Annotated in this window: 16 protein-coding genes; 7 read left to right on the top strand and 9 right to left on the bottom strand. The window is 70.8% G+C overall.

Annotation, left to right across the window (positions count from 1 at the left end; translation table 11 throughout):
* Nucleotides 1–102 precede the first annotated feature (102 nt).
* Together KY5_RS02780 and xylB are read right to left on the bottom strand one after the other, a co-directional pair.
* A complete protein-coding gene (locus KY5_RS02780; RefSeq protein ID WP_098240675.1) occupies nucleotides 103–1,311 on the bottom strand; it encodes an ROK family transcriptional regulator in 1,209 nt (402 codons plus the stop codon).
* A 14-nt stretch (nucleotides 1,312–1,325) separates the two neighbouring features.
* Complete coding sequence (xylB, locus tag KY5_RS02775; RefSeq protein WP_098240674.1) at nucleotides 1,326–2,780, bottom strand: xylulokinase; 1,455 nt, start codon at nucleotides 2,778–2,780, stop codon at nucleotides 1,326–1,328.
* A 124-nt stretch (nucleotides 2,781–2,904) separates the two neighbouring features.
* Here xylB and xylA point away from each other — a divergent pair, with 124 nt between their 5' ends.
* Together xylA and KY5_RS42075 are read left to right on the top strand one after the other, a co-directional pair.
* Nucleotides 2,905–4,071, top strand: a complete 1,167-nt coding sequence (gene xylA, locus KY5_RS02770) for a xylose isomerase (RefSeq protein ID WP_098240673.1) — start codon at nucleotides 2,905–2,907, stop codon at nucleotides 4,069–4,071.
* Between the two features lie 325 nt (nucleotides 4,072–4,396).
* Nucleotides 4,397–4,975: a hypothetical protein gene (locus tag KY5_RS42075; protein WP_199842907.1), complete on the top strand. Its 579-nt coding sequence runs from the start codon at nucleotides 4,397–4,399 to the stop codon at nucleotides 4,973–4,975.
* A gap of 20 nt (nucleotides 4,976–4,995) precedes the next feature.
* Here KY5_RS42075 and KY5_RS02760 read toward each other — a convergent pair whose 3' ends face one another.
* The 3 genes from KY5_RS02760 to KY5_RS02750 form a co-directional block, all read right to left on the bottom strand.
* Nucleotides 4,996–6,363 carry an esterase-like activity of phytase family protein gene (locus KY5_RS02760; RefSeq protein WP_098240672.1) on the bottom strand — a complete coding sequence of 456 codons (1,368 nt, stop codon included), beginning with the start codon at nucleotides 6,361–6,363 and terminating at the stop codon, nucleotides 4,996–4,998.
* Between the two features lie 437 nt (nucleotides 6,364–6,800).
* The gene (locus KY5_RS02755) at nucleotides 6,801–8,114 is read right to left on the bottom strand and encodes an SWF or SNF family helicase (protein WP_098240671.1); all 1,314 of its coding nucleotides are present in this window, start codon (nucleotides 8,112–8,114) and stop codon (nucleotides 6,801–6,803) included.
* Complete coding sequence (locus KY5_RS02750) at nucleotides 8,111–10,996, bottom strand: DEAD/DEAH box helicase (protein WP_098240670.1); 2,886 nt, start codon at nucleotides 10,994–10,996, stop codon at nucleotides 8,111–8,113. Before KY5_RS02750 ends, KY5_RS02755 begins: the two co-directional genes overlap by 4 nt.
* Before the next feature lie 248 nt (nucleotides 10,997–11,244).
* Between KY5_RS02750 and KY5_RS02745 the strand changes: the two genes are divergently transcribed.
* From KY5_RS02745 to KY5_RS02735, 3 genes are all read left to right on the top strand, one after another.
* Nucleotides 11,245–12,297: a fatty acid desaturase family protein gene (locus KY5_RS02745; RefSeq protein WP_098240669.1), complete on the top strand. Its 1,053-nt coding sequence runs from the start codon at nucleotides 11,245–11,247 to the stop codon at nucleotides 12,295–12,297.
* A 159-nt stretch (nucleotides 12,298–12,456) separates the two neighbouring features.
* A complete protein-coding gene (locus KY5_RS02740) occupies nucleotides 12,457–12,639 on the top strand; it encodes a hypothetical protein (protein WP_098240668.1) in 183 nt (60 codons plus the stop codon).
* A 157-nt stretch (nucleotides 12,640–12,796) separates the two neighbouring features.
* Nucleotides 12,797–16,213, top strand: coding sequence for a hypothetical protein (locus KY5_RS02735; protein WP_098240667.1), 3,417 nt, complete (start codon nucleotides 12,797–12,799; stop codon nucleotides 16,211–16,213).
* A 54-nt stretch (nucleotides 16,214–16,267) separates the two neighbouring features.
* Here KY5_RS02735 and KY5_RS02730 read toward each other — a convergent pair whose 3' ends face one another.
* A complete protein-coding gene (locus KY5_RS02730; protein ID WP_098240666.1) occupies nucleotides 16,268–17,104 on the bottom strand; it encodes a hypothetical protein in 837 nt (278 codons plus the stop codon).
* Nucleotides 17,105–17,232: 128 nt separating this feature from the next.
* Nucleotides 17,233–17,529 (bottom strand): hypothetical protein, encoded by a 297-nt coding sequence (locus KY5_RS02725; protein WP_098240665.1) that lies wholly within the window; start codon nucleotides 17,527–17,529, stop codon nucleotides 17,233–17,235.
* Nucleotides 17,530–17,628: 99 nt separating this feature from the next.
* On the opposite strand from KY5_RS02725, the gene KY5_RS02720 reads away from it, so the two are divergent.
* Complete coding sequence (locus KY5_RS02720; protein ID WP_098247027.1) at nucleotides 17,629–18,534, top strand: oxygenase MpaB family protein; 906 nt, start codon at nucleotides 17,629–17,631, stop codon at nucleotides 18,532–18,534.
* Here the strand turns inward: KY5_RS02720 and KY5_RS02715 are convergent.
* Complete coding sequence (locus KY5_RS02715) at nucleotides 18,511–19,047, bottom strand: PadR family transcriptional regulator (RefSeq protein ID WP_098247028.1); 537 nt, start codon at nucleotides 19,045–19,047, stop codon at nucleotides 18,511–18,513. The two genes, KY5_RS02720 and KY5_RS02715, sit on opposite strands and share 24 nt — an antisense overlap.
* A 130-nt stretch (nucleotides 19,048–19,177) precedes the next feature.
* Between KY5_RS02715 and KY5_RS02710 the strand changes: the two genes are divergently transcribed.
* Complete coding sequence (locus KY5_RS02710) at nucleotides 19,178–19,948, top strand: alpha/beta fold hydrolase (RefSeq protein WP_098247026.1); 771 nt, start codon at nucleotides 19,178–19,180, stop codon at nucleotides 19,946–19,948.
* Here KY5_RS02710 and KY5_RS02705 read toward each other — a convergent pair.
* On the bottom strand, nucleotides 19,939–20,538 hold the full coding sequence (locus KY5_RS02705; protein ID WP_098247025.1) for a class I SAM-dependent methyltransferase: 600 nt from the start codon (nucleotides 20,536–20,538) through the stop codon (nucleotides 19,939–19,941). The genes KY5_RS02710 and KY5_RS02705 overlap by 10 nt on opposite strands.
* Nucleotides 20,539–20,614: the final 76 nt, after the last annotated feature.

The raw sequence follows: 20,614 nt of genomic DNA, 5'->3' as shown, positions 1-20,614 counted from the left end.
TGGTTGGGGCGGAAGGGCCTGCCTCGCATCTGTGTACAGCTGAGGGATTGTGGATATCTCGGCCACTCGAACGGGGGAGGGAAGGCGGCAGACCGTTGCGGTCTATGCGCCGCAGGCGACCGCCATCGGATCATCAAGCACGGCACGCACCACCGAGTGAGCCGCCCCGAGCAAGGGCCCGTCCGAACCGATCTCGGAGACGGTGACGCCACAGGCACGTCCAGCCGTCCGGCCGGTCAACTCCTGCTCCAGCGAGGGCAACAGCCACGGCGCGAGTCTCGACAGAGCGCCGCCGAGCACCACGGCTCGCGGATCGAGCAGGTTGACGGCGCCTGTGAGCGCGATGCCCAACGCCTCACCGGCGCCGTGAAGTGCCTGCCGTACCCCCGCGTCCCGCGCGGCCGCGCGATCGGCGAGAAGCCCGACCCGATCCACGCCAGGCCCCACTCCTGCCGCGCGCAGCACGGCCTCCTCACCGGCGTACTGCTCCAGGCAGCCGCGCCCGCCGCAGGGGCAGGGCGGGCCCTCTGGACGCACCGGAACGTGCCCCAGCTCGCCAGCGAAACCATGCGCTCCGCGCAGCAGTCGGCCATCGACGACCAAGGCGGCGCCGATGCCGATCTCCGCCGAGACATGGAGGAAGTCCTCCGGTGTGTCCGCGCCGAGCCACAGCTCCGCGAGGGCGCCGAAGTTGGCCTCGTTGTCCACGCTCAGCGGCAGATCGGAGGGCAGGAGCGGAGCGAGGTCGATGTCGCGCCAGCCGAGGTTGGGGGCCCTGACCACGGTCCGCGCGTCACGTGTGATGAGACCGGGCACGGCGACGGCGAGGCCGGCGGGGGAGAGGCCCACCTGCCTGACTTCGGCGCTCAGCCGCTCCACCATGGCGGAGAGCTCTTCGAGCACGGGTTCGGGCGCGCGGCGGCGATTGGCGACCCGTCGCACCGCGCGGGCCCGCACCTCACCGCGCAGGTCGACCGCGCATACCGCGAGATGGTCGACGCCCACTTCCGCGCCGATGCCGATGGGCCCCCGGCCGCTGACCGCCAGGGCCGATCCTGGGCGGCCCACTCGGCTGGGGCGCTCGGGGCCCAACTCGTCCAGGAGCCCGGTGCGGATCAGCTCGTCGACCAGGGTCGATACGGCGGCCCGGGTGAGTCCGATCCGGGAGGCCACGGCGGCCCGTGACAGCGGGCCGTGCGCGGCCACCGCGTGCATCACCCGGGCGAGGTTGCGGCGGCGCATGCCCTGCTGGGTGTCGGGCAGCCGCGCGCCGTTCGTGCCCCGGCGTTCCTCGTGCAGCGGTGCGGTCATGCCTCCGTCGGTCCTCACTCCCCATGAGGCGCCCTGACGAGCAGGGGCGCCGCGTCGGAGAGTACCCCGGAGATCCGCGCGAGCGTCGCCTCGTCCCGCTCCACGGGGTCGAGCACGGGCCCCTCGGCCGTTCCCCAACGCCGTGCGATCGCGGCCGGATCCTCACCGGTCAGCACCCCGGCGGCCTGGGCGGCGGCGCCGAGCGCCACCAGTTCCTTGGCCTCGGGCACCTGCACCGGGCGGCCGGACAGGCGGCGGACGGTGTGCTGCCACGCCGCGCCGCGCGCCCCGCCTCCGATGAGCAGCAACGGGGACGAGCGGTCGGCGTCCGCATCGAGCACCTGGTCGAGGGCGCCGAGCAGCGAGTGGACGGCCCCGTCGTACGCCGCCTGCAGGAGCTGCCCGGCCGTCGTGTCGTGTCGCAGACCGTGCAGGATGCCGGAGGCGTGGGGGAGATTCGGTGTCCGCTCGCCGTCCAGATAGGGCAGGAGCGTGGCAGCGCCGCCCGGCTCCACCGCCTCTCGGTCCAGGTTCAGGAGCGCGGCCATCTTGTCGACGGCCAGGGTGCAGTTCAGGATGCAGGCCAGCGGCAGCCACGCGCCACGCGCGTCGGCGAAACCCGCGACGGTTCCCGTGGCGTCCGTGGGGCGATGCTCCGAGACCGCGTAGACCGTGCCCGATGTGCCCAGGCTCAGCACCGGCGTGCCCGGGAGCAGCCCGAGCCCGAGGGCCGCTGCCGCGTTGTCACCGGTGCCGGGCGCGACCAGCGTGCCGGGGGAGAAGGGCAGTTCACCGCTGCCGCGTACGGTGCCGACCACCTCTCCGGAGCGTGCCACCCGGGGCAGCAACGTCGGGTCGAGCCCCACCATGCCGAGGATCTCCTCGTCGTATGTCTCCGAAGCCGAAGCCCACCACCCCGTGCCCGAGACATCGCCGCGGTCGGTCGTGCCGTATCCGGTGAGACGTTCCGTGAGGTAGTCGTGGGGCAGCCGTACCGCCGTCGTGGCCCGGGCGGCCGCGGGCTCGTGCTCGGCGAGCCAGGCCCATTTCGTCACGGTGAAGGACGGCCCGGGGACGCTGCCGACACGATCGGCCCATGCCTTGGGACCGCCGAGCCGCTCGACGAGATCCCGGGCCTGCGGGGCCGAACGGACGTCGTTCCACAGGAGGGCGGGCCGCACCGGCGTGCCATCGGCGCCGAGCGCGACGAGGCCGTGCTGCTGTCCGCCGACCGACACGGCCGATGCCTCGCGGGCGGCGGGCCCGCAGTGGTGAAGCGCCGCGCACAGGGCGTCCCACCACTCCTGGGGATCGCTCTCCCTGGCCTCGCCCGTGCTGACCCGGTGCGGGGCCTGGCCGCTCGCGACGACGCGCCCCGTGGCGGCGTCGACGACCAGGGCCTTGGTGGACTGCGTGGAGGTGTCCACACCGACGACGAGCGGCCCCTGGGCTGCTGGCGATGACGACATTGAGGTCTCCGTTCCTGCGGCTTCCCCGGGACGCGGCCCCGGACTTCCCTCCCCGACCTTCCCAGCGGAGCCCTCGGATACTAATTTGTAAATCGCCATGACGAAATAGTCGAGGGAGCCGCACATGAACTACCAGCCCACTCCTGAGGACAAGTTCAGCTTCGGACTGTGGACCGTCGGCTGGCAGGGCAGGGACCCGTTCGGCGACGCCACCAGGGCTCCGCTCGATCCGGCCGAATCGGTACAGCGCCTCGCCGAAGCAGGCGCCTACGGAGTGACGTTCCACGACGACGACCTGATCCCCTTCGGGTCGTCGGACACCGAGCGCGAAGCGCACATCAAGCGCTTCCGGCAGGCGCTGGACACGACGGGGCTCGTCGTGCCGATGGCCACCACGAACCTCTTCACCCACCCCGTCTTCAAGGACGGCGCGTTCACGGCCAACGACCGCGACGTACGCCGCTACGCGCTGCGCAAGACGATCCGCAACATCGACCTGGCGGTGGAACTGGGTGCGCACACCTATGTCGCGTGGGGTGGCAGGGAAGGCGCGGAATCCGGCGCAGCGAAGGACGTGCGTTGCGCGCTGGACCGCATGAAGGAGGCGTTCGACCTGCTCGGCGAGTATGTGCGCGAACAGGGCTACGACCTGCGGTTCGCGATCGAGCCCAAGCCCAACGAGCCGCGTGGCGACATCCTGCTGCCCACCGTCGGGCACGCCCTCGCGTTCATCGAACGCCTGGAGAGGCCCGACATGTACGGCGTGAACCCTGAAGTGGGCCACGAACAGATGGCGGGCCTGAACTTCCCCCACTCCATCGCCCAGGCCCTGTGGGCCGGCAAGCTCTTCCACATCGACCTCAACGGCCAGACCGGCATCAAGTACGACCAGGACCTGCGGTTCGGAGCGGGTGATCTGCGCAGCGCGTTCTGGCTGGTGGACCTCCTGGAGAGGGGCGGTTACGACGGCCCGAGGCACTTCGACTTCAAGCCGCCGCGGACGGAGGACTACGAAGGGGTGTGGGAATCGGCCGCGGGCTGCATGCGCAACTACCTGATTCTGCGTGAGCGTTCGGCGGCCTTCCGGGCCGACCCCGAAGTGCAGGAAGCCTTGAGGGCCTCACGTCTGGACGAACTGGCGGTGCCCACGGCCGACGACGGCCTCGCCGGGCTGCTCGCGGACCGGGCTGCCTACGAGGCGTTCGACGTGGAGGGCGCTGCCGCGCGCGGGATGGCCTTCGAGCGCCTCGACCAGCTGGCCATGGACCATCTGCTGGGCGCTCGGGGCTGAGCGATTCCCGCCCTGCGAAGCGAGGACCGGGCCGCTTCGCAGTCGTAGTCGGTTCGGTGATTCCGCGTCAACTTCGGTAGAGGGGTCGCTAGATGACCGGTTCGAGGCGACTCTTGACGGTATGGCCATGCCGCCGATGCCGCCGCAGCCCCCTCCGCCTCCGAGTGGTCCCCCGCCGTCGGGCGGTGGCGGGGCCGGCCCACCCTCGCAGGGCGGGTTCGGGCCGCCTCCCGGGGGTGGGGGATGGCCGCCCCCGCCACCGCCGCAGAAGGGGCCCGGAGGGCGCAGGAACAGGCTGTTCGCCCTGCTCGCCGTCATCGTTGCGGTGGCCGCCATCGCCGCCACGGTCCTCGTGCTCACCCGTGACGACGGATCGGACAAGAAGAGCCCTACGGAGTCGAGCAGGAGCACGAGCCGCACCCCGACGCCTTCGCTGAGCATCCCGTCGCAGGTCCCCTCCGGCCTGCCCACCGAAGTTCCCAGTGGCATCCCGTCCCTGCCAACCGGTTTCCCGAGCGACCTCGACTCCTTGATTCCGTCACCCGCGGGGAACGAAGTCCCGTACTACCTGTTGAAGACAGGTGACTGTTTCAACACCAACAGCAGCAGGCCGGGCCAGGCGGCGAAGAAGTCGTGCGGCGCGCCGCACGACGCCGAGGTCGTCAAGCGCGCCGAGCTGAACGGCTCCTACACGACCGACGCGGCCCTGAAGAAGGCGGCTACCGCCCTGTGCGAGCGGCCCCTGGAGCGCAAGGCGCGCAGTCAGCCCGCCGGCACCGTCCGGGGCACGCTGGTGCAGTACCCGGACGCCTCGGGCTACAAGCTGGGCATCGACAGCGTCGCGTGCAGCCTCGCGGGGGACAGCGGCTCGGGGAAGCACAAGCTCACCGAGCCGCTGTCCTGAGAACGAGCTCCCTGTGCCGCTCAGAACTTCCGAGGCAGCTTGACGTACGTGACCGTCGTCTCCACGTCGCTGTCCACCAGACGGCCGTTCTTGTCGAAGGCTTCCGGACCGTCGGTCATGCCGAAGTCGTTGTCGTTGATGAGCGCCAGGGTGCGCTCGTCGACCTTGGCGACGCCTTCGATCTTTCCGGGGACACCGTCGACTTTGCCCAGGTCGACCACCAGGCGCTTACGGAGGACGGGCACTCCGGAGGCGGCGGGGTCGTCGAGCTGCTCCAGTGAGGGCTTGGTGGTGTCGCTGTCCCACTTGCCGCCGAGAATGTTCGACCGGCGGTCCAGGGTGACGCTCTGCAGCCGCGCGGCCTTGTCCGTGCGCTCCTGGACGAGCAGCCGGTCACGGCCGACGGCGACCACGGAGGAGATCTTCAGCTCGGAGGTGTCGTCCTCGCCCGGGTCGACCACGTCCACGGGGTCGAAGCGGTAGGCGTACTCGGCGGTGACTGCCTGCTTCTTCGGGGAGAAGCGCAGCAGGCGTGTCGTCCGCGAGGCCTCACCCGCGTCCTCGTCCGGCAGCGAGAGAGGGCTCTGCACCGCCATCACCAGGTCGCCTCCGGGCAGCTGGGTGAGCCCTTCGAAGCCGCGGTTCGTCTTACGGTGCGACAGGATGCCGGGCAGCGCTTCGACCACGGGGTAGTCCGCGCCCCGCAGGTCGAGCCCTTCAGGGACGTAACGCTTGAGCACCTTTCCGCGCGCCGAGACGTGGATCAGCGACGGCCCGTACTCGTCCACCAGCCAGAAGCTGCCGTCGGCGGCCCGCACGAGGCCCTCGGTGTCCAGACCGTTCGGATCGTAGGAGAGAGGCTTCCGTGCGTCGTACGTGTAGGGCGCTTCGTCGCGTCCCTTCTGATTGGGCAGTCCCGTGACGGGCTTCCCGGAGGAGGTCGTGATCGGCACGGCGGAGAGGACCTTGACGGTCTCTCCGGAGACGCGGATCTTCACGATCGCGGGGTCGAAACCGGGCACGGGGAAGGTGCGGCGCTTCTTGCCGTCCACCTTGATCTGGCCGTTGGGCCCGCGGTCGGTCACTGTCCAGAACTCGCCCTTGCGGCCTGCCGGGTAGAGGTCACTGCCGATGCCGCCGAGATCCACACCGCGGTCGTTGTCCACCGTCCCCGGCAGGAGGGAGTTGCTGAACGTGCCGAGAGGAATGTCACCGAGAGTGGCCGTGTGGGTGACGCGCGCCTTCTTGTGGGCACCGTGCTGGTGGTCTGCGCTCTGCTGGCTGCCCATCGCGGTGCCGGTCACCGCCATCGCGGTGGCCACGGCGAGCGGTACGCCGACAGCTAGGGAACGGCGGACACGGCGCTTGCGGGCGGCGTGCGGGGACATCGGGGCCTCCTGGGGCACGAGTTCGGTCACAGCGGCCAGACTTCGCCGCCACCACGAACGCCGAGGGGACGCCAGGTGAACGCCGGGAGTCGCGCCGACGGCGCCTCCCGCGAGGGGCAGGAGGCGCCGTCGTCAACCATCGGTCCGATCAGTAGTCGTGGGGCCCGGTGCCCTGATCACTCCCTTCGGACGGGTCACACGCACGGAGCTGACGAATCCGATGCCCCCGCAGTTGAGCCCGGGGCGGCTCCTGTTGCGGTCGGATCTCCCTGAACCGACGCGATCCACGCTCGCGGATGTCATGCCCTCGCTCAATCGCTGGCCAGAGTGAGTGCGTGCGCCGGTGTTCCCGGCGCACGGGCGCCCCGCGTGGATGCGCCGGTGGGCGCCGCGTGCGTTTCGGCCAAGCGCCATGTCGTGCGCCCGGCGCCCCCGTGCTACTCGCCTCCGGCCGCCACGGCCAGCGCCGTCGCCGGGTCCTTCGCCGCCGGCCCCGCAGGGGTCCAACGGCCGCGCTCCTTGCGGTAGGGCCACCAGCGGCCGTCCCTGCCGTGCCGCACTTGGGCGTCGGCGTCGACCAGGGTCCAGCGGTTGTCGGCCGCGTGCAGACGGGGCCGTTCGTCCTCTTCCCACGCCGCGTCCAGCGCGGCACGCGCGCGTGCCAACGACTCCTCTCGTGGAGTCCACTCCTCCTCGAGCACGGAGAGCGCCGCCTGACCGCCGTACTCCCAGGCGCGGACGGCGAGCGCGAGAGCGTCCCCGTCGCGCCCGGACCCGGCCGCGAGCCGCGCCGTGATCTCCTCACCAGGAGCCCCGGCCGCCAGACGCACGGCGTCCTGGCTCGCAGTCAACTCACGTCCCACAGGGAGTCGTTCGTGGCCGGAAGTCAGCGCGTCGGCCAGGAGCCGGTACGCCTCCACGGCGGTCTGTGCCGCAAGGAACTCGAGCGCGGCCACATCGAGGCCCGCAGCAGGTTCCGTCTCCGTGTCGAGCGCGGGCGGCAGACCCGGCTCCGGCGGCAGCGCGGGGAGCGGGGGCAGCGGTGGGAGCACGGCCCCCTCCGCGTACGCCTGAGCGGCGCTCACGCCTTCTGGAGCCGCATCGTGCGCCTCCTCCGTGGCCGGCTGCGCGTCGGCTTGCGACAGGCTGCGGACCTGGAGCTCGTCGAGGAGCGCACGCTCCCCGCGGCCCCGCATCAGCAGCAGGACGAAGGGATCCTGATCCAGCAGCCGCGCCAACTGGTAGCAGAGCGCGGCAGTGTGCCCGCAGTGGTCCCACGCGTCACAGTCACACTCGGGCTCAAGGTCGCCTATGCCGGGCAGGAGTTCCACGCCCGCCGCGGCCGCGTCCTCCACCAGGTGCGGTGGCATCTCACGGTCGAGGAGTGCCGCGATGTCCCCGGCCCGTTCGACCGCCATCCCCAGGAAGCGGTCCCACTCGTCCTCGCTCAGCTCCTGCAGCAGGACATCGGAGCGGTGCGGGGTGCCGTCACGGTCCTGAACGACCGCCGTGATCCGGCCGGGCCGCACCGACACCGCGCCCACGGATCCCGCGCGCGCGAGCCTGCGTCCCGCCTTCAACTGCTGGAGGTCGAGGGCCGTGTCCTCCAACGCCTTGAGCCAGGCCTGACCCCACCAGCTCTGCGCGAAACCCCTCCCGTGCGCCGGCGGCAGTGCGGCGAAGGTCCGTTCGTCCGCGCCCGGACCGTCGTTGCTCGCGCCGCCATATTCCTCGTCGTACGCGTCACTCATCGCGCGCCCCCTCGCAGCTCGACCAGATCGGACAGTTCGGAGTCGGTCAGTTCGGTGAGCCCCGCCTCACCGGACCCCAGGACGGAGTCCGCCAACTCCCGCTTGCGCAGGAGCATGTCGGCGATGCGGTCCTCGATGGTGCCCTCGGCGATAAGCCGGTGCACCTGCACGGGCCGCGTCTGACCGATGCGGTACGCGCGGTCGGTGGCCTGGGCCTCAACTGCCGGATTCCACCAGCGGTCGTAGTGCACGACGTGCTCGGCACGGGTGAGGTTCAACCCCGTACCCGCTGCCTTCAGCGACAGCAGGAAGACCGGGACCGCGCCCTCCTGGAAGCGTTCCACCATCGCCTCGCGCTCGGCTACGGGCGTGCCGCCGTGCAGGAACTGCGACGGGATGCCGCGCGCCGACAGATGCTGCTCGATGAGCCGGGCCATCTGGACGTACTGCGTGAAGACGAGCACGCACGCGTCCTCGGCCAGGATCGTGTCGAGCAGTTCGTCGAGCAGTTCCAGTTTTCCGGAGCGACCCGGAATCCTCGGCTCGTCCTCCTTGAGGTACTGCGCCGGGTGGTTGCAGATCTGCTTGAGACCGGTGAGGAGCTTGACGATCAGCCCCCGCCGCTCGAAACCGTCGGCCCCGGAGATCTCCGCGAGCGTCTCGCGGACCACCGCTTCGTAGAGCCCTGTTTGCTCGGTGCTGAGCGACACCGCACGGTCGGTCTCCGTCTTCGGGGGAAGCTCGGGCGCGATGCCCGGGTCGGACTTGCGCCGCCGCAGCAGGAACGGGCGCACGAGCTGACCGAGCCGCTCGGCGGCGCCCGGGTCCGACCCGCCCTCCACGGCCTGCGCATAGCGGGTGCGGAACGTGCCGAGCTTGCCGAGCAGCCCGGGCGTGGTCCAGTCGAGAATGGCCCACAGCTCGGAGAGGTTGTTCTCCACCGGAGTGCCGGTGAGCGCTACACGCGCGCGTGCCCCGATGGTGCGTAGCTGCTTGGCCGTCGCGGAGTACGGATTCTTGACGTGCTGTGCCTCGTCGGCGACGACCATGCCCCACGAGGTCTGCCCGAGCGTCTCCGCGTCGAGCCGCATCGTCCCGTAGGTGGTGAGTACGAACTCGCCGTCGGCCAGGTCCTCCAGGCTGCGGCGGGCACCGTGGAAACGGCGTACGGGGGTGCCCGGCGCGAACTTCTCGATCTCGCGCTGCCAGTTGCCCATCAAGGACGTCGGGCAGACGACCAGCGTGGGGCCCGCGGATTCTTGATCCGTCTGACGGTGCAGGTGGAGCGAGATCAGGGTGATCGTCTTGCCGAGCCCCATGTCGTCGGCGAGACAGCCGCCGAGACCCAGTGAGGTCATGCGGGCCAGCCAGTTCAGGCCGCGCAGTTGGTAGTCGCGCAGCTGCGCGGCGAGCGCGGCGGGTTGCCCGACGGGCTCCATGCCCTCCGGGTCCGCGAGGCGCTCGCGAAGGGTGGCCAGCCAACCGGTCGGCTGCACGTCGACGCGTTGGCCACCGATCTCGGTGGTGCCGGTCAGGGCGGCGCCAAGGGCGTCGATCGGTGTGACCTTGCGGTCGTGGCGCTCACGGGCGCGGCGCGCCTCGTCCGGGTCGATGAGCACCCACTGGTCCCGCAGACGCACCACAGGGCGGTTGGCCTCGGCGAGACGGTCCAGCTCCTCGCGGGTCAGCTGCTGATCGCCCAGTGCGAAACGCCAGTTGAAGGCCAGCAGCGCATCGGCGGAGAGGAACGACGGTGTGTCCGAGGACAGCTTCTGCGGCCCCTGGTCTTCGTCGTCCGGCGGGCCGATGACCGCGCGCGCCGTCAGGTTGCGCGTCAACTCCCTGGGCCAGTGCACGTCGACGCCCGCGACCGAGAGCATCCGGGCCCCCTCCCCGAGGAGGTCGGTCACCTCCTCGTCGGCGAGTTCGATGGCGTCGGGCACGGTGGCGGCGAGCAGCGGGGCCAGCGGCGGCCACGCGCGCGTGGCCCGACGCAGCGCGAGCAGGGCGTCCATCCGCGCGCGCGACCCGAAGGCCGCCGCCGACGTGCCGGATCCGGCCCACACCTCGGCGGCGTCCGCGACGAGCGAGGGGTCGCTGACGCTGTGCAGTTGCAGTACGGCACGGAAAGGGAGCCGGGTACCGCCTTCGGTCTCCGAGGTGAGACCAGGGATCTCCACGCGCAGGGAGATGCGCACGCCCGCGTCGTGACCGGCGGCCACGTCCAAGGCCCAGGCGCGCTGTTCGGGAACATGCTGCGGTTCCGCCGCGCTGAAGGCGGGCCCGCCCGTGGCCATCGCGGCGGCGGGGGAGCGGGGGAGCGTATCGGCCACGGCGTCGAGGAACTGGCGCAGCAGGCGTTCCGGTTCGGGCAGCCGCGGCGGCACGGTGTGGTCCAGAGGGTGCGCGTGCGCGGCGGGTGGCATCGCGGCGGCGAGGTCGCGCAGCCGTTGCACGTCATCGGCCCCCAGCGGGCCGGTACGCCAGGCGTCGTGATCACTGCTGGTGAGCCCGGGGAGGAGCAGGCCCCTGGCCGCCAGCTGGAGGGCGAGCACGCCCGCGGTGCCCCAGAAGGCCGCCGTGGGATGGGTGCCAGAGGCGGCACGCGCGCGCGTGAGGACGGGCAGCGCTACGCGCACCGGGAGGAGCAACGCCATCACGTCGACGAGCTCGACGCCGTCGTCCCCCGGTACGGCGACGGTCAGTTCCTCACGAGCTCCCTCCGTGATCGAAGTGTTGGAGGCGATCGAAGGGAGCTCTGTGCCATCGGGTTGCCAGAAGGCCACACGCCCGCCGCGTGCCGGATCGCCCGGCACGAACAGCACGGAGCAGCGGGACAGTTCGGAGATCTCGGAGGGGGATACGGCAGGGAGTCCGTGCACAGCGATGGCGCATTCCTCAAGTTTGACTACTGAGACTGGAGCGGCCGAGGGTACAACATATTTACGCCCTGGCGACGAGTGTGCCGTGGTGATTCACGTCACTCCACGTCGCGGGGGTGTAGCCAGCCCCCCTGTCGGGCGGTGCTTGCCCCCGCTTCGGAACGGGTGGTGGCGTCATGGTCGCCGAAGGTCACCGATCCGTAGGTTTTTACAGGTCAGCCCGTTGTTACGGAGACCGGAGAACCAGCATGCCCCAGGCCGCCGCAGTCGCGGAACGCTCCCCTGTCAGTACCGGCAGGCAGCCCGCCGGAAGTGATTTCGCGCCCCTGCTGCGCACCGTCAAGGAGCAGGGTCTCCTGGACCGTCGGATCGGCTGGTACACGCGCACCGTTGCGATCAATGCCCTGGCGCTGGCGGCGGTGGGAGTCGGGATGTTCCTCCTGGGAACCTCTTGGTGGGTGCTGCTGCTCGCTCCCGTGCTCTCCGTCCTGTGCGCCCGCACGGCCTTCATCGGTCACGATGCGGGGCACTCACAGATATCCGGCAACCGCACGGTCGGTCGCGTCATGGGGCTCATACACGGCAACCTCCTGCTCGGGATGAGCTCGGCGTGGTGGAACGACAAGCACAACCGGCACCACGCCAACCCCAACCACATCGAGAAGGACCCGGACGTAGCCGCCGACGTTCTGGTGTGGACCAGCAAGCAGGCCAAGGTCCGCGTGGGATTCCGGCGCTGGCTCACCCGCAACCAGGCGTGGCTCTTCTTCCCCCTGACGCTGCTCCAGGGCGTCGCCATGAAGGTCTACGGATTCCAGGACCTGCGTCGGCAGGCCCCGCGTGAACGCGTGGTGGAAGGACTCCTCCTCGTGGCCCACCTCGTCGGCTATGTGACGCTGCTGCTCACCGCCATGCCCCTCGGCCACGCCGTCGCCTTCGCCGCCATCCACCAGGCCTTGTTCGGCCTGCACCTCGGACTCGCCTTCGCACCCAACCACAAGGGCATGGAAATGCCCGATCCGGACGGGGAGCGCTGGGGACATCTGCGTCGTCAGGTCCTCACCTCGCGCAACATCCGCGGCAGCCTGGCGACCGACTGGTTCCTGGGCGGCCTCAACTATCAGATCGAGCACCACCTGTTCCCGAGCATGCCCCGCCCCCACCTGCGGCTCGCCCAACCCCTCGTGCGTGCCCACTGCGCCTCGTTGGGCATGCCCTACACCGAAGCGGGATTCGTCGACTCCTACCGTCAGGTCCTGCGGCACATGTACGAGGTAGGGGAGCCGCTCCGCGTCGAGTGAGGCTCAAGGGTCCTGACCGCGGACGGGGGGCGGAGCGGCTCCGGAACCAGTAGGGGTCACGACTCAGGGGTCTCTCAGGGTCGTGGCCCGGAACTGTGAGGCGCCCGATCACGTTTTCCAGGACAGAGAGCGGCAGGAGCCGCGAAGGAGGCGACACACATGTCGAAGAACGCGAAGATCGCCGCAGGAGGTGTGGCGGCCGGGATCATTCTGCTGTTCTGGCTGCCGTGGTGGGCCGCATTCCTGATCGTGCTCGGAGTCCCGGCCGCGGCCTATCTGGCGCTCGACCCCGGCCAGCGGCGCAGGCTGCGCCGGGTCACACGCAAGGAGATAGGCCACTGAGGCGTCCGGTGGAGCAAGGATTTCCGTCCGCTCGCGGGCTCGCCCATGGCGGTTCCGCGAGCCGATCGGAAAATGCGTTGCGACACCGGCGCCTCATCCGTGATCATCGGGCCATGACTTTCCGAAAGGAGGCCCAGCGATCCCTCGGTGATCGCTGATGGCCGGACACGAAGCGCCCCAGACGCCGTCCTCATCGCCCCAGTCCATGCCCGCGCCGCTGACGTCGGCGTGGCTGAAGGCCCATTTCGACCCCCTGCCCTTCCCGGCACGGATGAGCGCGCTCGCCCGCTACGCCCGCGCTCTCACGTCAGTGGCGTACACAACGCTCCACCGCGTCCTGGACACCGGCGAAGCGGATGACCGGCACACCGCCCTCTTCCTTGCCGTCGCCCGACGCGATCTCCCCACCATCGCCGCAGCACTGTCCGACCCGCTTCTGCGCCGCCGGGCCCTCTCGGCCGCCATCAGGCTCCCGGTTCCGGAAGAAGCCCTGGAACAGCTCGCGTTGAGCGAGATCCGGGCGACACGCCGCGAGACGTACCGAGTCCTGCGACTCAGCGGGCGCACCGTGCTCGCCGGACACCTGCTGCCCAAGGTGTACGAGCACTACGGCAGCTCGGACGCGGCACTGCTGCTGCCCGCATGCCCACCTGCGACCGTCGCCGACTGGATCGCCCGACTCGACCCGCCCCCGGGCGTGCTCAACGCCCTGGCCCGAACGGCCCCCTTGGCCGTGGCGACACTGCTGGCCTCCCGCAACCAGAGCCAGGAACGCAACGCCGGATACGCCTTCGCGCGGCAACACCGAGCCGTGGCGAGCCTCGCCGCCGAGCGTGACCCGGAAGCCGGGCTCGTCCTCCTGGAACGTGCCCGCGCTCTCCTCACCGCCCGAGCCGCACGCTCGCTGCTTCGCCACCCGGACCGCGTCCTCGCGGTCCTGCGGGCCGCGGCACCGGACGCGGACGGCTTGCTCCCCGAACTCGCACTGCCCGCCGGGCCTTTGCTGCCTTCGGTGCGCCGCGCCGTTCGTGCACTGAGCCTCGCGGACCGGAAGGACCTGGCCCGCCTCTGCCCTGCGGAACGGCCCAGGGCACGCTTCCCGGAACGCCGAGAAGTAGCCCCGGACGGGCTGTTGGCGCTGCTCCCGGCGCCAGAACGCCGACGCTTGACGGAGGAGCGCGCAGAACGGTCCAACTCCGTACGGAGCCTCCCCGTGACCACCTTGGCAGCGTTGGAACCCTCGGACAGGGCAGAGCTCGTCCTGCCCTGGGTGGAGCGTTGGTCGGGCCGGGGCCGGACGGTGAGCCACCTGGCCGTTGCCCTTCCTCTCGCCACGGGTGAACCGCTGCTGCGCGAGATCGCTGGACAACACCGCATCCACCAGCGTCTGATGGGCTGGCCCTCGCTGCTGGCCTGCGCGGAACTGGAAGGTGACGCCGTCGAGTTCGCACGCGTCGCTGTCGACTGCGAGCGGGCCTGGCACGACCAGGAAGAGGTGCGGCATCACACCCTGCGTCAGCTCGCGGGCGCACCGCCCCGTCTCCTGGCCGCGCTGCCCGAGCGCGTCCTGCGCGACGCGACGCTGACCACCGTGCAGTCCGCGGACTCCAAGGGGCGCACGCTCGCCGCGGCCGAGGAACTGCTCCGGCGCACAGCGGAGAACGTCGCGACCCATGGCGCCTGGGAACGCGCCGCATACGTGGTGGAACTGCTCTGCCAGGTCGTGGCAGATCCCCGGCGCCATGGGCCGGTCGCCCCACTGCACATGAGCCAGGAGGAAGCTCAGGCCATCTGGACGCTGCTCGCGCCGACGGTGACCGCACGTCCCGGCACTGGTGTCCACCTCGCCGAACTGTTCGCACCACACCTCACCGCCCTGCCGGAACTGGACGCCCTGACTCGCGGCACCGCGCTGGGGCACGACGACCCTCACGTCGCGGCCCGCGCGGCGCAGGCATGGGTGGCACCGGCATCGGTGCGCGAGGCACGTTGCGCCGAACTGGTGACTCTGGACGCCTCGTTCGCGGCGGTGCCCGTCGTCCTGGAAACCGTGGCCACCCGACGTACGGACTTGTTGGACACCGTCCTGACCGCCGCTCAGGAGGGCTTGAGCGGCCGCGTACGACCCCAGGCCGAGGCATGGGTCCCGCGGCTGCCGCACGGCGTCACGCGGCGCTGGCTGCCCGCACAGCAAAGGCGCTGGAACGCGCACCACGCACGCGTGGCCGTCGACGACGCGGTCCCGCTGCGCATCAGGGCCGACGCGGCAGCACGCCTGCGCGACCCAGCTCTGATGGCGTCACTGGCGGACGACGCGCCGCAGCCCGTCGCCGCTGCCGCGCTGGGAGCACTGGGCGACCTCTTCGAGCCCGGCTCCACCGACGTACCTTCCGGGAACACGTCTCTTCTGGACCTGCTGCTGCGGCACGCCGCGACCGGTGGCGTACGGGGCCGCGCCGCGATGGGAGCCGTCCGGCGACTCTTGGAAGCAGTGCCGGACCAGCACGCCGTCGCCTTGCTCGCCCCGGTGGCCCGTGCTGTCGACACCCCGGTCGGCACACGTAAGGAAGCGGCCCGCGGGCTCGCCGCGCTCCCCGGTGCCGAGGCCCAGGACGCACTGCTGGCAGCCTGGGACGCCCCACACCAGCACCGCGACGTACGCGCCGCCCTGGCCCAGGGCCTCCTCGCCGCGATCGACCGACCGGAGGTCGCCGAACGTCTGGCGCGATGCGTGGATGACCCCGCCCTGCGCGAGGCAGTGATCCTCGCCGACCGAGGGCGAGTACGCCTCTCCTTGGCCGGGCCCTACCGGAACTTCCTGACGCGACTGATCAGGGAGGGCGATGCGGCCACCGTCACAGACGTCTGTCGGGCGCTGCCCGGGTGGCTCACAGCGGACGCGGAAGAGGCGATGCGTGCCGTGGCCGAGGTCGCCGTGGACGAGCACCGAACACGTCGTGAGTGGGAAGCGGCGCTGTGCCAGTTGGTGCGGTTCCCGTCGGGGCCCCACGCGAGCGGCGTACTGAAGGCCGTCTTCCGGCAACTGCGCGAGCGGGCGGCGGGAACGGACCCGCGCGAAAGGGCCGATGCGCTGCGCCGTCTCGTGGCGCTCTGCGACGTGGCGCGGATCGGACGAGGCGCCACGGTGACCCTCCGGATCGCCGACTCCCTCGCCAGGACCCTGGAGAGCGCGGGGCTGCGTCACCAGGCGGCGCTCCTGACATGGGACACGGCGCTGGTGGCCACAGGTCTCGGGCGGCACGACGCGCAGCGGTGGCGACGTCTTGTCGACCTGCTGGAGGAGCGTCCCGGGCGCCTGGCCGCCGCACAGTGCGAGCGCTACCTGAACCTGAGCAGGCCACGCGCGCGTGAGGCCCTGCTCGGAGCGGTGCGCATGCTGCGGGAGCGAGGCACTCCGGGAACAGGCGTCGTGGCCCTGGAGTTGGTGCGCGCGGGTGGCGTGAACAGCTCGTGGGACGCGGTGTGGCGCGACGAACTGGCGGCGCTGCGCGATCATCAGGATCACGACACGGCCATGGCCGCGCTCCTCGTCGATCCCGAGACGGGATGCTGATCACGCCGACGGACAGACGCCCGCTCCGGGCTGCGAACAGGCGCCCGAGACTGCTCAGGCGGGGCGGACCGCCATCTTGTCGAGGGCCTCCAGGAGTGCGGGAAGCTCCGGCCCCCGGCCGACCGGCAGCACCTCACCCGGCTCCTCGTCGAGCAGCACGAACGCGATGTCGTCGGTCCTTGCGACCATGGACCAGCCAGGACCGTCGGCACGCAGGGTGCGCGCGTCCCCCGAGGCGAACGACGACCGCACCCTGCCAAGCGGCGGTGGATCGGTCACATACGCCCGAGCCTCCGCCAGGACGCGCCGTACACCGGTGAGCGGTTCCGCTGCCCCGGTCACGGCCGGTGCAGCCTGCGGCGAGCCGTCCGTCGCGAAGTCGGCGTCGTCGATCTGCTCCCGCCACGTAGCCCACTGCAGCGCTATCTCGTCTGCGCCCAGGCGCCGTTGGGCCGGACCCCAGGTGTCGGACTCCGGCGGCGCCAGCGGTGTCAGCGGCGCCCGGTCCTCGTCCTCGGACACCGGATCCGGATCGTGCGGAGCGGGCACACCGGGAGCCGCGACCGCGACGGCCAGCGGCCAGCCCGGCAGCGCGGTGACCACCGCGCGTTCGTCGGGAGAGAGGTCGTACTCCATGCCGCAGTCCCAGGAAGCGATCGCCACGGCCACGAGCGACACGTCGTCGACGACGACCGTCCACCGCGCGCCCTCGCCGTCCTGGCCGAGCACAAGGCCGTAACCCGCCGCGAGCGGGGCGAGGCCCAGCCGCGCACACGCCTCGGGATAGTCGTCCCCGAGCACACTGGGGAACTTCGCGGGCGTCAGCAGTACCGCCGTGAGCACGTACAGCGCGTCGTCATCGGCGGCGACAGCGTCGTCCGTCCCGGCCATTCCAGCCTCCCCATCGCTTCATCCGTCGGCGCACCCTAACCACTCGCCCCAGAGATCGTCGAGGGGGCGATGACCAGGAAATTCGTCAACGCGGCCGCATGTTCGACGTGGGTGCGGAGGCGGGGGGCTCAGGCGGCGGGCAACCCGAGGAGCGTGCGGGCCACCTCGCGCGGTGACTCGTCGCGCTCCCGGGCGAGGGCGATGACGGCACGGCAGGCGAGTTCGCTGACGCCGAACGACAGAGCCTCCGGAGACACCCATTCCGTGGCCTCGTCCATCGTGTCCCGGTCATCCTCGGCGCTGGCCGCCACGTAGACGGCGGCCGCTTCGAAGAGGTTGTGCGTGCGCTTGCTCCCGGTACGCACGGGCTTGCTGGAGCCTGCCGTTCCGTCCTTGTTCCAGAACCTGCGGAGCTTGTCGAACATGTGGGCCATCTTCCCCCGGCGCGGCTTTCACCGCTGATCCCTTGTCTGTCGCTCCCCAACGTAGAGTTAGAGCTCCGGTGACAGAAGGGGGACCGCATGGTGAAGCGCTATGAGCGGCTCGAGCAGATTCGTCGCATGGACCCGGAGAAGGACTTCCTCGCGATCTACCGGCTCACCGCGACGTACGAGTTCCCCTGGGACTTCACCCGCGCACTCGAACTCGCCCTCTACCGCACGTACGCCGTGCCGAGCATCGGTCGACTCCTGGCGCGGACAGCCGAGCTGACGGACCGTACGCAAAAGCGCTACGACGACACGGCGCTGCTTCTCGACACCGTCGTGGAGCACGGGTTCGGCGACGAAGAGGGCCGTACCGCCATCCGTCGCATCAACCAGATGCACCGCAGCTACGACATCAGCAACGACGACATGCGCTACGTGCTGTGCACCTTCGTGGTCATGCCGAAGCGGTGGATCGACACCTACGGCTGGCGCAGGCTCTCGCGTCACGAGACGGTCGCCGCCGCAACCTACTACCGCGTGCTCGGGCAGCACATGGGGATCAAGGAGATTCCCGGCTCCTACGAAGAGTTCGAGAACTGCCTCGACGCCTACGAAGAGGCCAACTTCGGCTGGGACCAGGGCGCGCGCGAGGTCTCCGACGCGACGCTCGACCTGATGGTCTCCTGGTATCCGCGTGCCGTGGCGCCTTTGCTGCGCACCGCGACCCTGGCCCTGCTCGACGAGCCCTTGCTGCGGGCCTTCCGGTACGAGCAGCCAGGCGCCGTCACACGTTCGCTGGTCAACCGCGCCGTGCGGCTTCGAGGGCGTGCCGTGCGCCTGCTGCCGCCGCGCAAGGCGCCGCACTACGCGCGGCAGAACTGGGAGATCAAGGGCTACCCCGACGGGTACGAGGTGTCGGAGCTCGGCACGTTTCCCGTTCCCGGCGCCCGGGGCTGCCCCGTGCCGCACACGGACAGGTCAGCGGGCTCTCCCGTCGAGTGACGTCAAGGTGGCGCGCAGCCAGGCGAGTTCGGCCCGGCTCGTCGCGCGGGCGATGGTGAGCATGCCGCGCCGGAAGGGGTCGTCGAGTTCCTCCGCGCGCAGCGGGCGCCCGCTGTCGTCGTAGAAGAAGCTCGCCGGTTCCTCCAGGAAGGCCAGTCGGCTTTCGAGTACCGCCACCTGTGCCGTCTCGTCCTCCAGATGACGCAGGAAGGCGAGAAGCGTGAACCAGCGGTTCTCGTCGGTGATGTCCACCCGTGCGGGAGCCGACAGGCGCTTGCGAAGCTCGCGCCTGCCTTCCGGGGTGAGGCTCAGGACGTGGCGAGGCGCTGCTCCAGAGCCGGGCTGCGTCTCGCGCGCGATCAGCCCGGCCTTCTCCAGCCGCTTGATGGCGGGGTACAGCGTGCTCTCCGCGACGGGCCGCACGTGCCCGGTCAACGCGGTGATGCGCTTGCGCAGCTCGTAGCCGTGCAAGGGGGCGTCGTAGAGAAATCCGAGGATGGCCAGTTCGAGCATGCCGTGCATTCTGCCGCACTGGGGCCGCATGTCGGTGTACATCGGCTACGCAATACATCGGTAGCGATGTATTGTCTGTGTGGGGCTCGCGACGGGCGAGCTGGCGGATACGACGGGACGGGGCACGGAGATGCGGCAGGCACAGTTCGACGCGGGAGGCAGTCACGTGCGATGGACGGAGGTCGACGGAGCCGCACCGGCGAGGGTGTACGTCCACGGGCTTGGCGCCGCGTCGACGGTCTACCACGCACACATCGCCGCGCGCTCCGAACTGGCGGGCCGCCGCTCGCTGTTCGTGGACCTCCCGGGGCACGGCATCAGCGACCGGCCCGCCGACTTCGGATACACCCTGGAGGACCACGCTGACGCGCTGGCTGCGGCGCTCGACGCGGCATGCGTGACGGAGGCCGAGGTCGTCGGGCACAGCATGGGCGGCTCCGTCGCCATCGTGCTCGCGCACCGGCGGCCCGACCTGGTGTCGCGGCTCGTCCTCACAGAGGCCAACCTCGACCCGATGCCACCCGTGACGGCGGGCAGCAGCGGCATCGCCGGGTACGACGAGGAGGACTTCGTCAGCGGCGGCGGCCACGCGCGCGTGCTGGAGAAAGTGGGCTCCACGTGGGCGGCGACCATGCGTCTCGCCGACCCTCTGGCCCTGCACAGAAGCGCGACGGGGCTCATCAAGGGCACTCAGCCCACGATGCGCCGCATGCTCACCGATCTGACCCTCGACCGCGTCTACGTACAGGGCGCGCTCAGCGGTGAACTCCCCGGAGAGGACGGCCTGGTGGCGGCCGGAGTGCGAGTGGTCACCGTTCCGGACGCGGGACACAACGTCATGTTCGACAATCCGGCGGCCTTCGCCGCCGTGATCACCGAAGTCCGCAAGGATCAGTCCTGACGCACGGCCAGGGCGAGGAACCGGTCGTCCTCGTCGACATACGTGGTCATGTGCCAACCGGAACCGGCAAGCAGAGGGCCCAAGTTCGCCTCCGCCCGCAGATCGCCCGGGGTGATCTGCCGCCCCTGGCGCGCGGCGAGTGCCGCCCGGCCAATCGGATGGAACAGGGCGAGGAGACCTCCAGGGCGCACCACGCGCCTCAACTCCCGCAGGTTCTCCGCCGGATCGGGCAGATGGGCGATCAGACCCGCGCCGAACACCGCGTCGAGCGATCCCGTGCGCAGCGGCAGGTGGGCCACGTCGGCGAGCAGAAGCTGCCCGTCGCGGTCCCTGCCGGCCCGTTTCGCGGCCTCCAGCATGGCGGGCGTCAGATCCGCTCCGAGTACGACGCCCGAGGGCCCTACGGCCTCCCGAAGAGCGGGCAGTGCCCGTCCGGTGCCGCAGCCCGCGTCGAGCACGTGAGAGCCGGGCCGCAGCCCGAGTTCGGTGACCGCGGCCCGATAGGCGGGACCGTCGTCGGGAAAACGGGCGTCCCAGTCGGCGGCGCGCGCCGTGAAGAATTCCTGTACCCGTGTGCGCTCGTCGTTCATGCCACCCATGATCCCGCAAGAACCGCACGCACGTTGGGTGCACTCGTTCGAGCGTGATGCGATCGTTCAAGGGCTC

It is taken from the genome of Streptomyces formicae (genome assembly GCF_002556545.1).
In the GTDB taxonomy this organism is placed as follows: domain Bacteria; phylum Actinomycetota; class Actinomycetes; order Streptomycetales; family Streptomycetaceae; genus Streptomyces; species Streptomyces formicae_A.
Note: the sequence above shows the minus strand (reverse complement) of the source record. Positions and strands in the feature narration are given on the sequence as shown.

Excerpts from the sequence above, each read along its gene's own strand:
- KY5_RS02780 (WP_098240675.1), bottom strand. The coding sequence starts at position 1,311 with ATGACCGCACCGCTGCACGAGGAACGCCGGGGCACGAACGGCGCGCGG.
- xylB (WP_098240674.1), bottom strand. The coding sequence starts at position 2,780 with ATGTCGTCATCGCCAGCAGCCCAGGGGCCGCTCGTCGTCGGTGTGGAC.
- xylA (WP_098240673.1), top strand. The coding sequence starts at position 2,905 with ATGAACTACCAGCCCACTCCTGAGGACAAGTTCAGCTTCGGACTGTGG.
- KY5_RS02760 (WP_098240672.1), bottom strand. The coding sequence starts at position 6,363 with ATGTCCCCGCACGCCGCCCGCAAGCGCCGTGTCCGCCGTTCCCTAGCT.
- KY5_RS02755 (WP_098240671.1), bottom strand. The coding sequence starts at position 8,114 with ATGAGTGACGCGTACGACGAGGAATATGGCGGCGCGAGCAACGACGGT.
- KY5_RS02745 (WP_098240669.1), top strand. The coding sequence starts at position 11,245 with ATGCCCCAGGCCGCCGCAGTCGCGGAACGCTCCCCTGTCAGTACCGGC.
- KY5_RS02740 (WP_098240668.1), top strand. The coding sequence starts at position 12,457 with ATGTCGAAGAACGCGAAGATCGCCGCAGGAGGTGTGGCGGCCGGGATC.
- KY5_RS02735 (WP_098240667.1), top strand. The coding sequence starts at position 12,797 with ATGGCCGGACACGAAGCGCCCCAGACGCCGTCCTCATCGCCCCAGTCC.
- KY5_RS02730 (WP_098240666.1), bottom strand. The coding sequence starts at position 17,104 with ATGGCCGGGACGGACGACGCTGTCGCCGCCGATGACGACGCGCTGTAC.
- KY5_RS02725 (WP_098240665.1), bottom strand. The coding sequence starts at position 17,529 with ATGTTCGACAAGCTCCGCAGGTTCTGGAACAAGGACGGAACGGCAGGC.
- KY5_RS02715 (WP_098247028.1), bottom strand. The coding sequence starts at position 19,047 with ATGCTCGAACTGGCCATCCTCGGATTTCTCTACGACGCCCCCTTGCAC.
- KY5_RS02710 (WP_098247026.1), top strand. The coding sequence starts at position 19,178 with ATGCGGCAGGCACAGTTCGACGCGGGAGGCAGTCACGTGCGATGGACG.
- KY5_RS02705 (WP_098247025.1), bottom strand. The coding sequence starts at position 20,538 with ATGAACGACGAGCGCACACGGGTACAGGAATTCTTCACGGCGCGCGCC.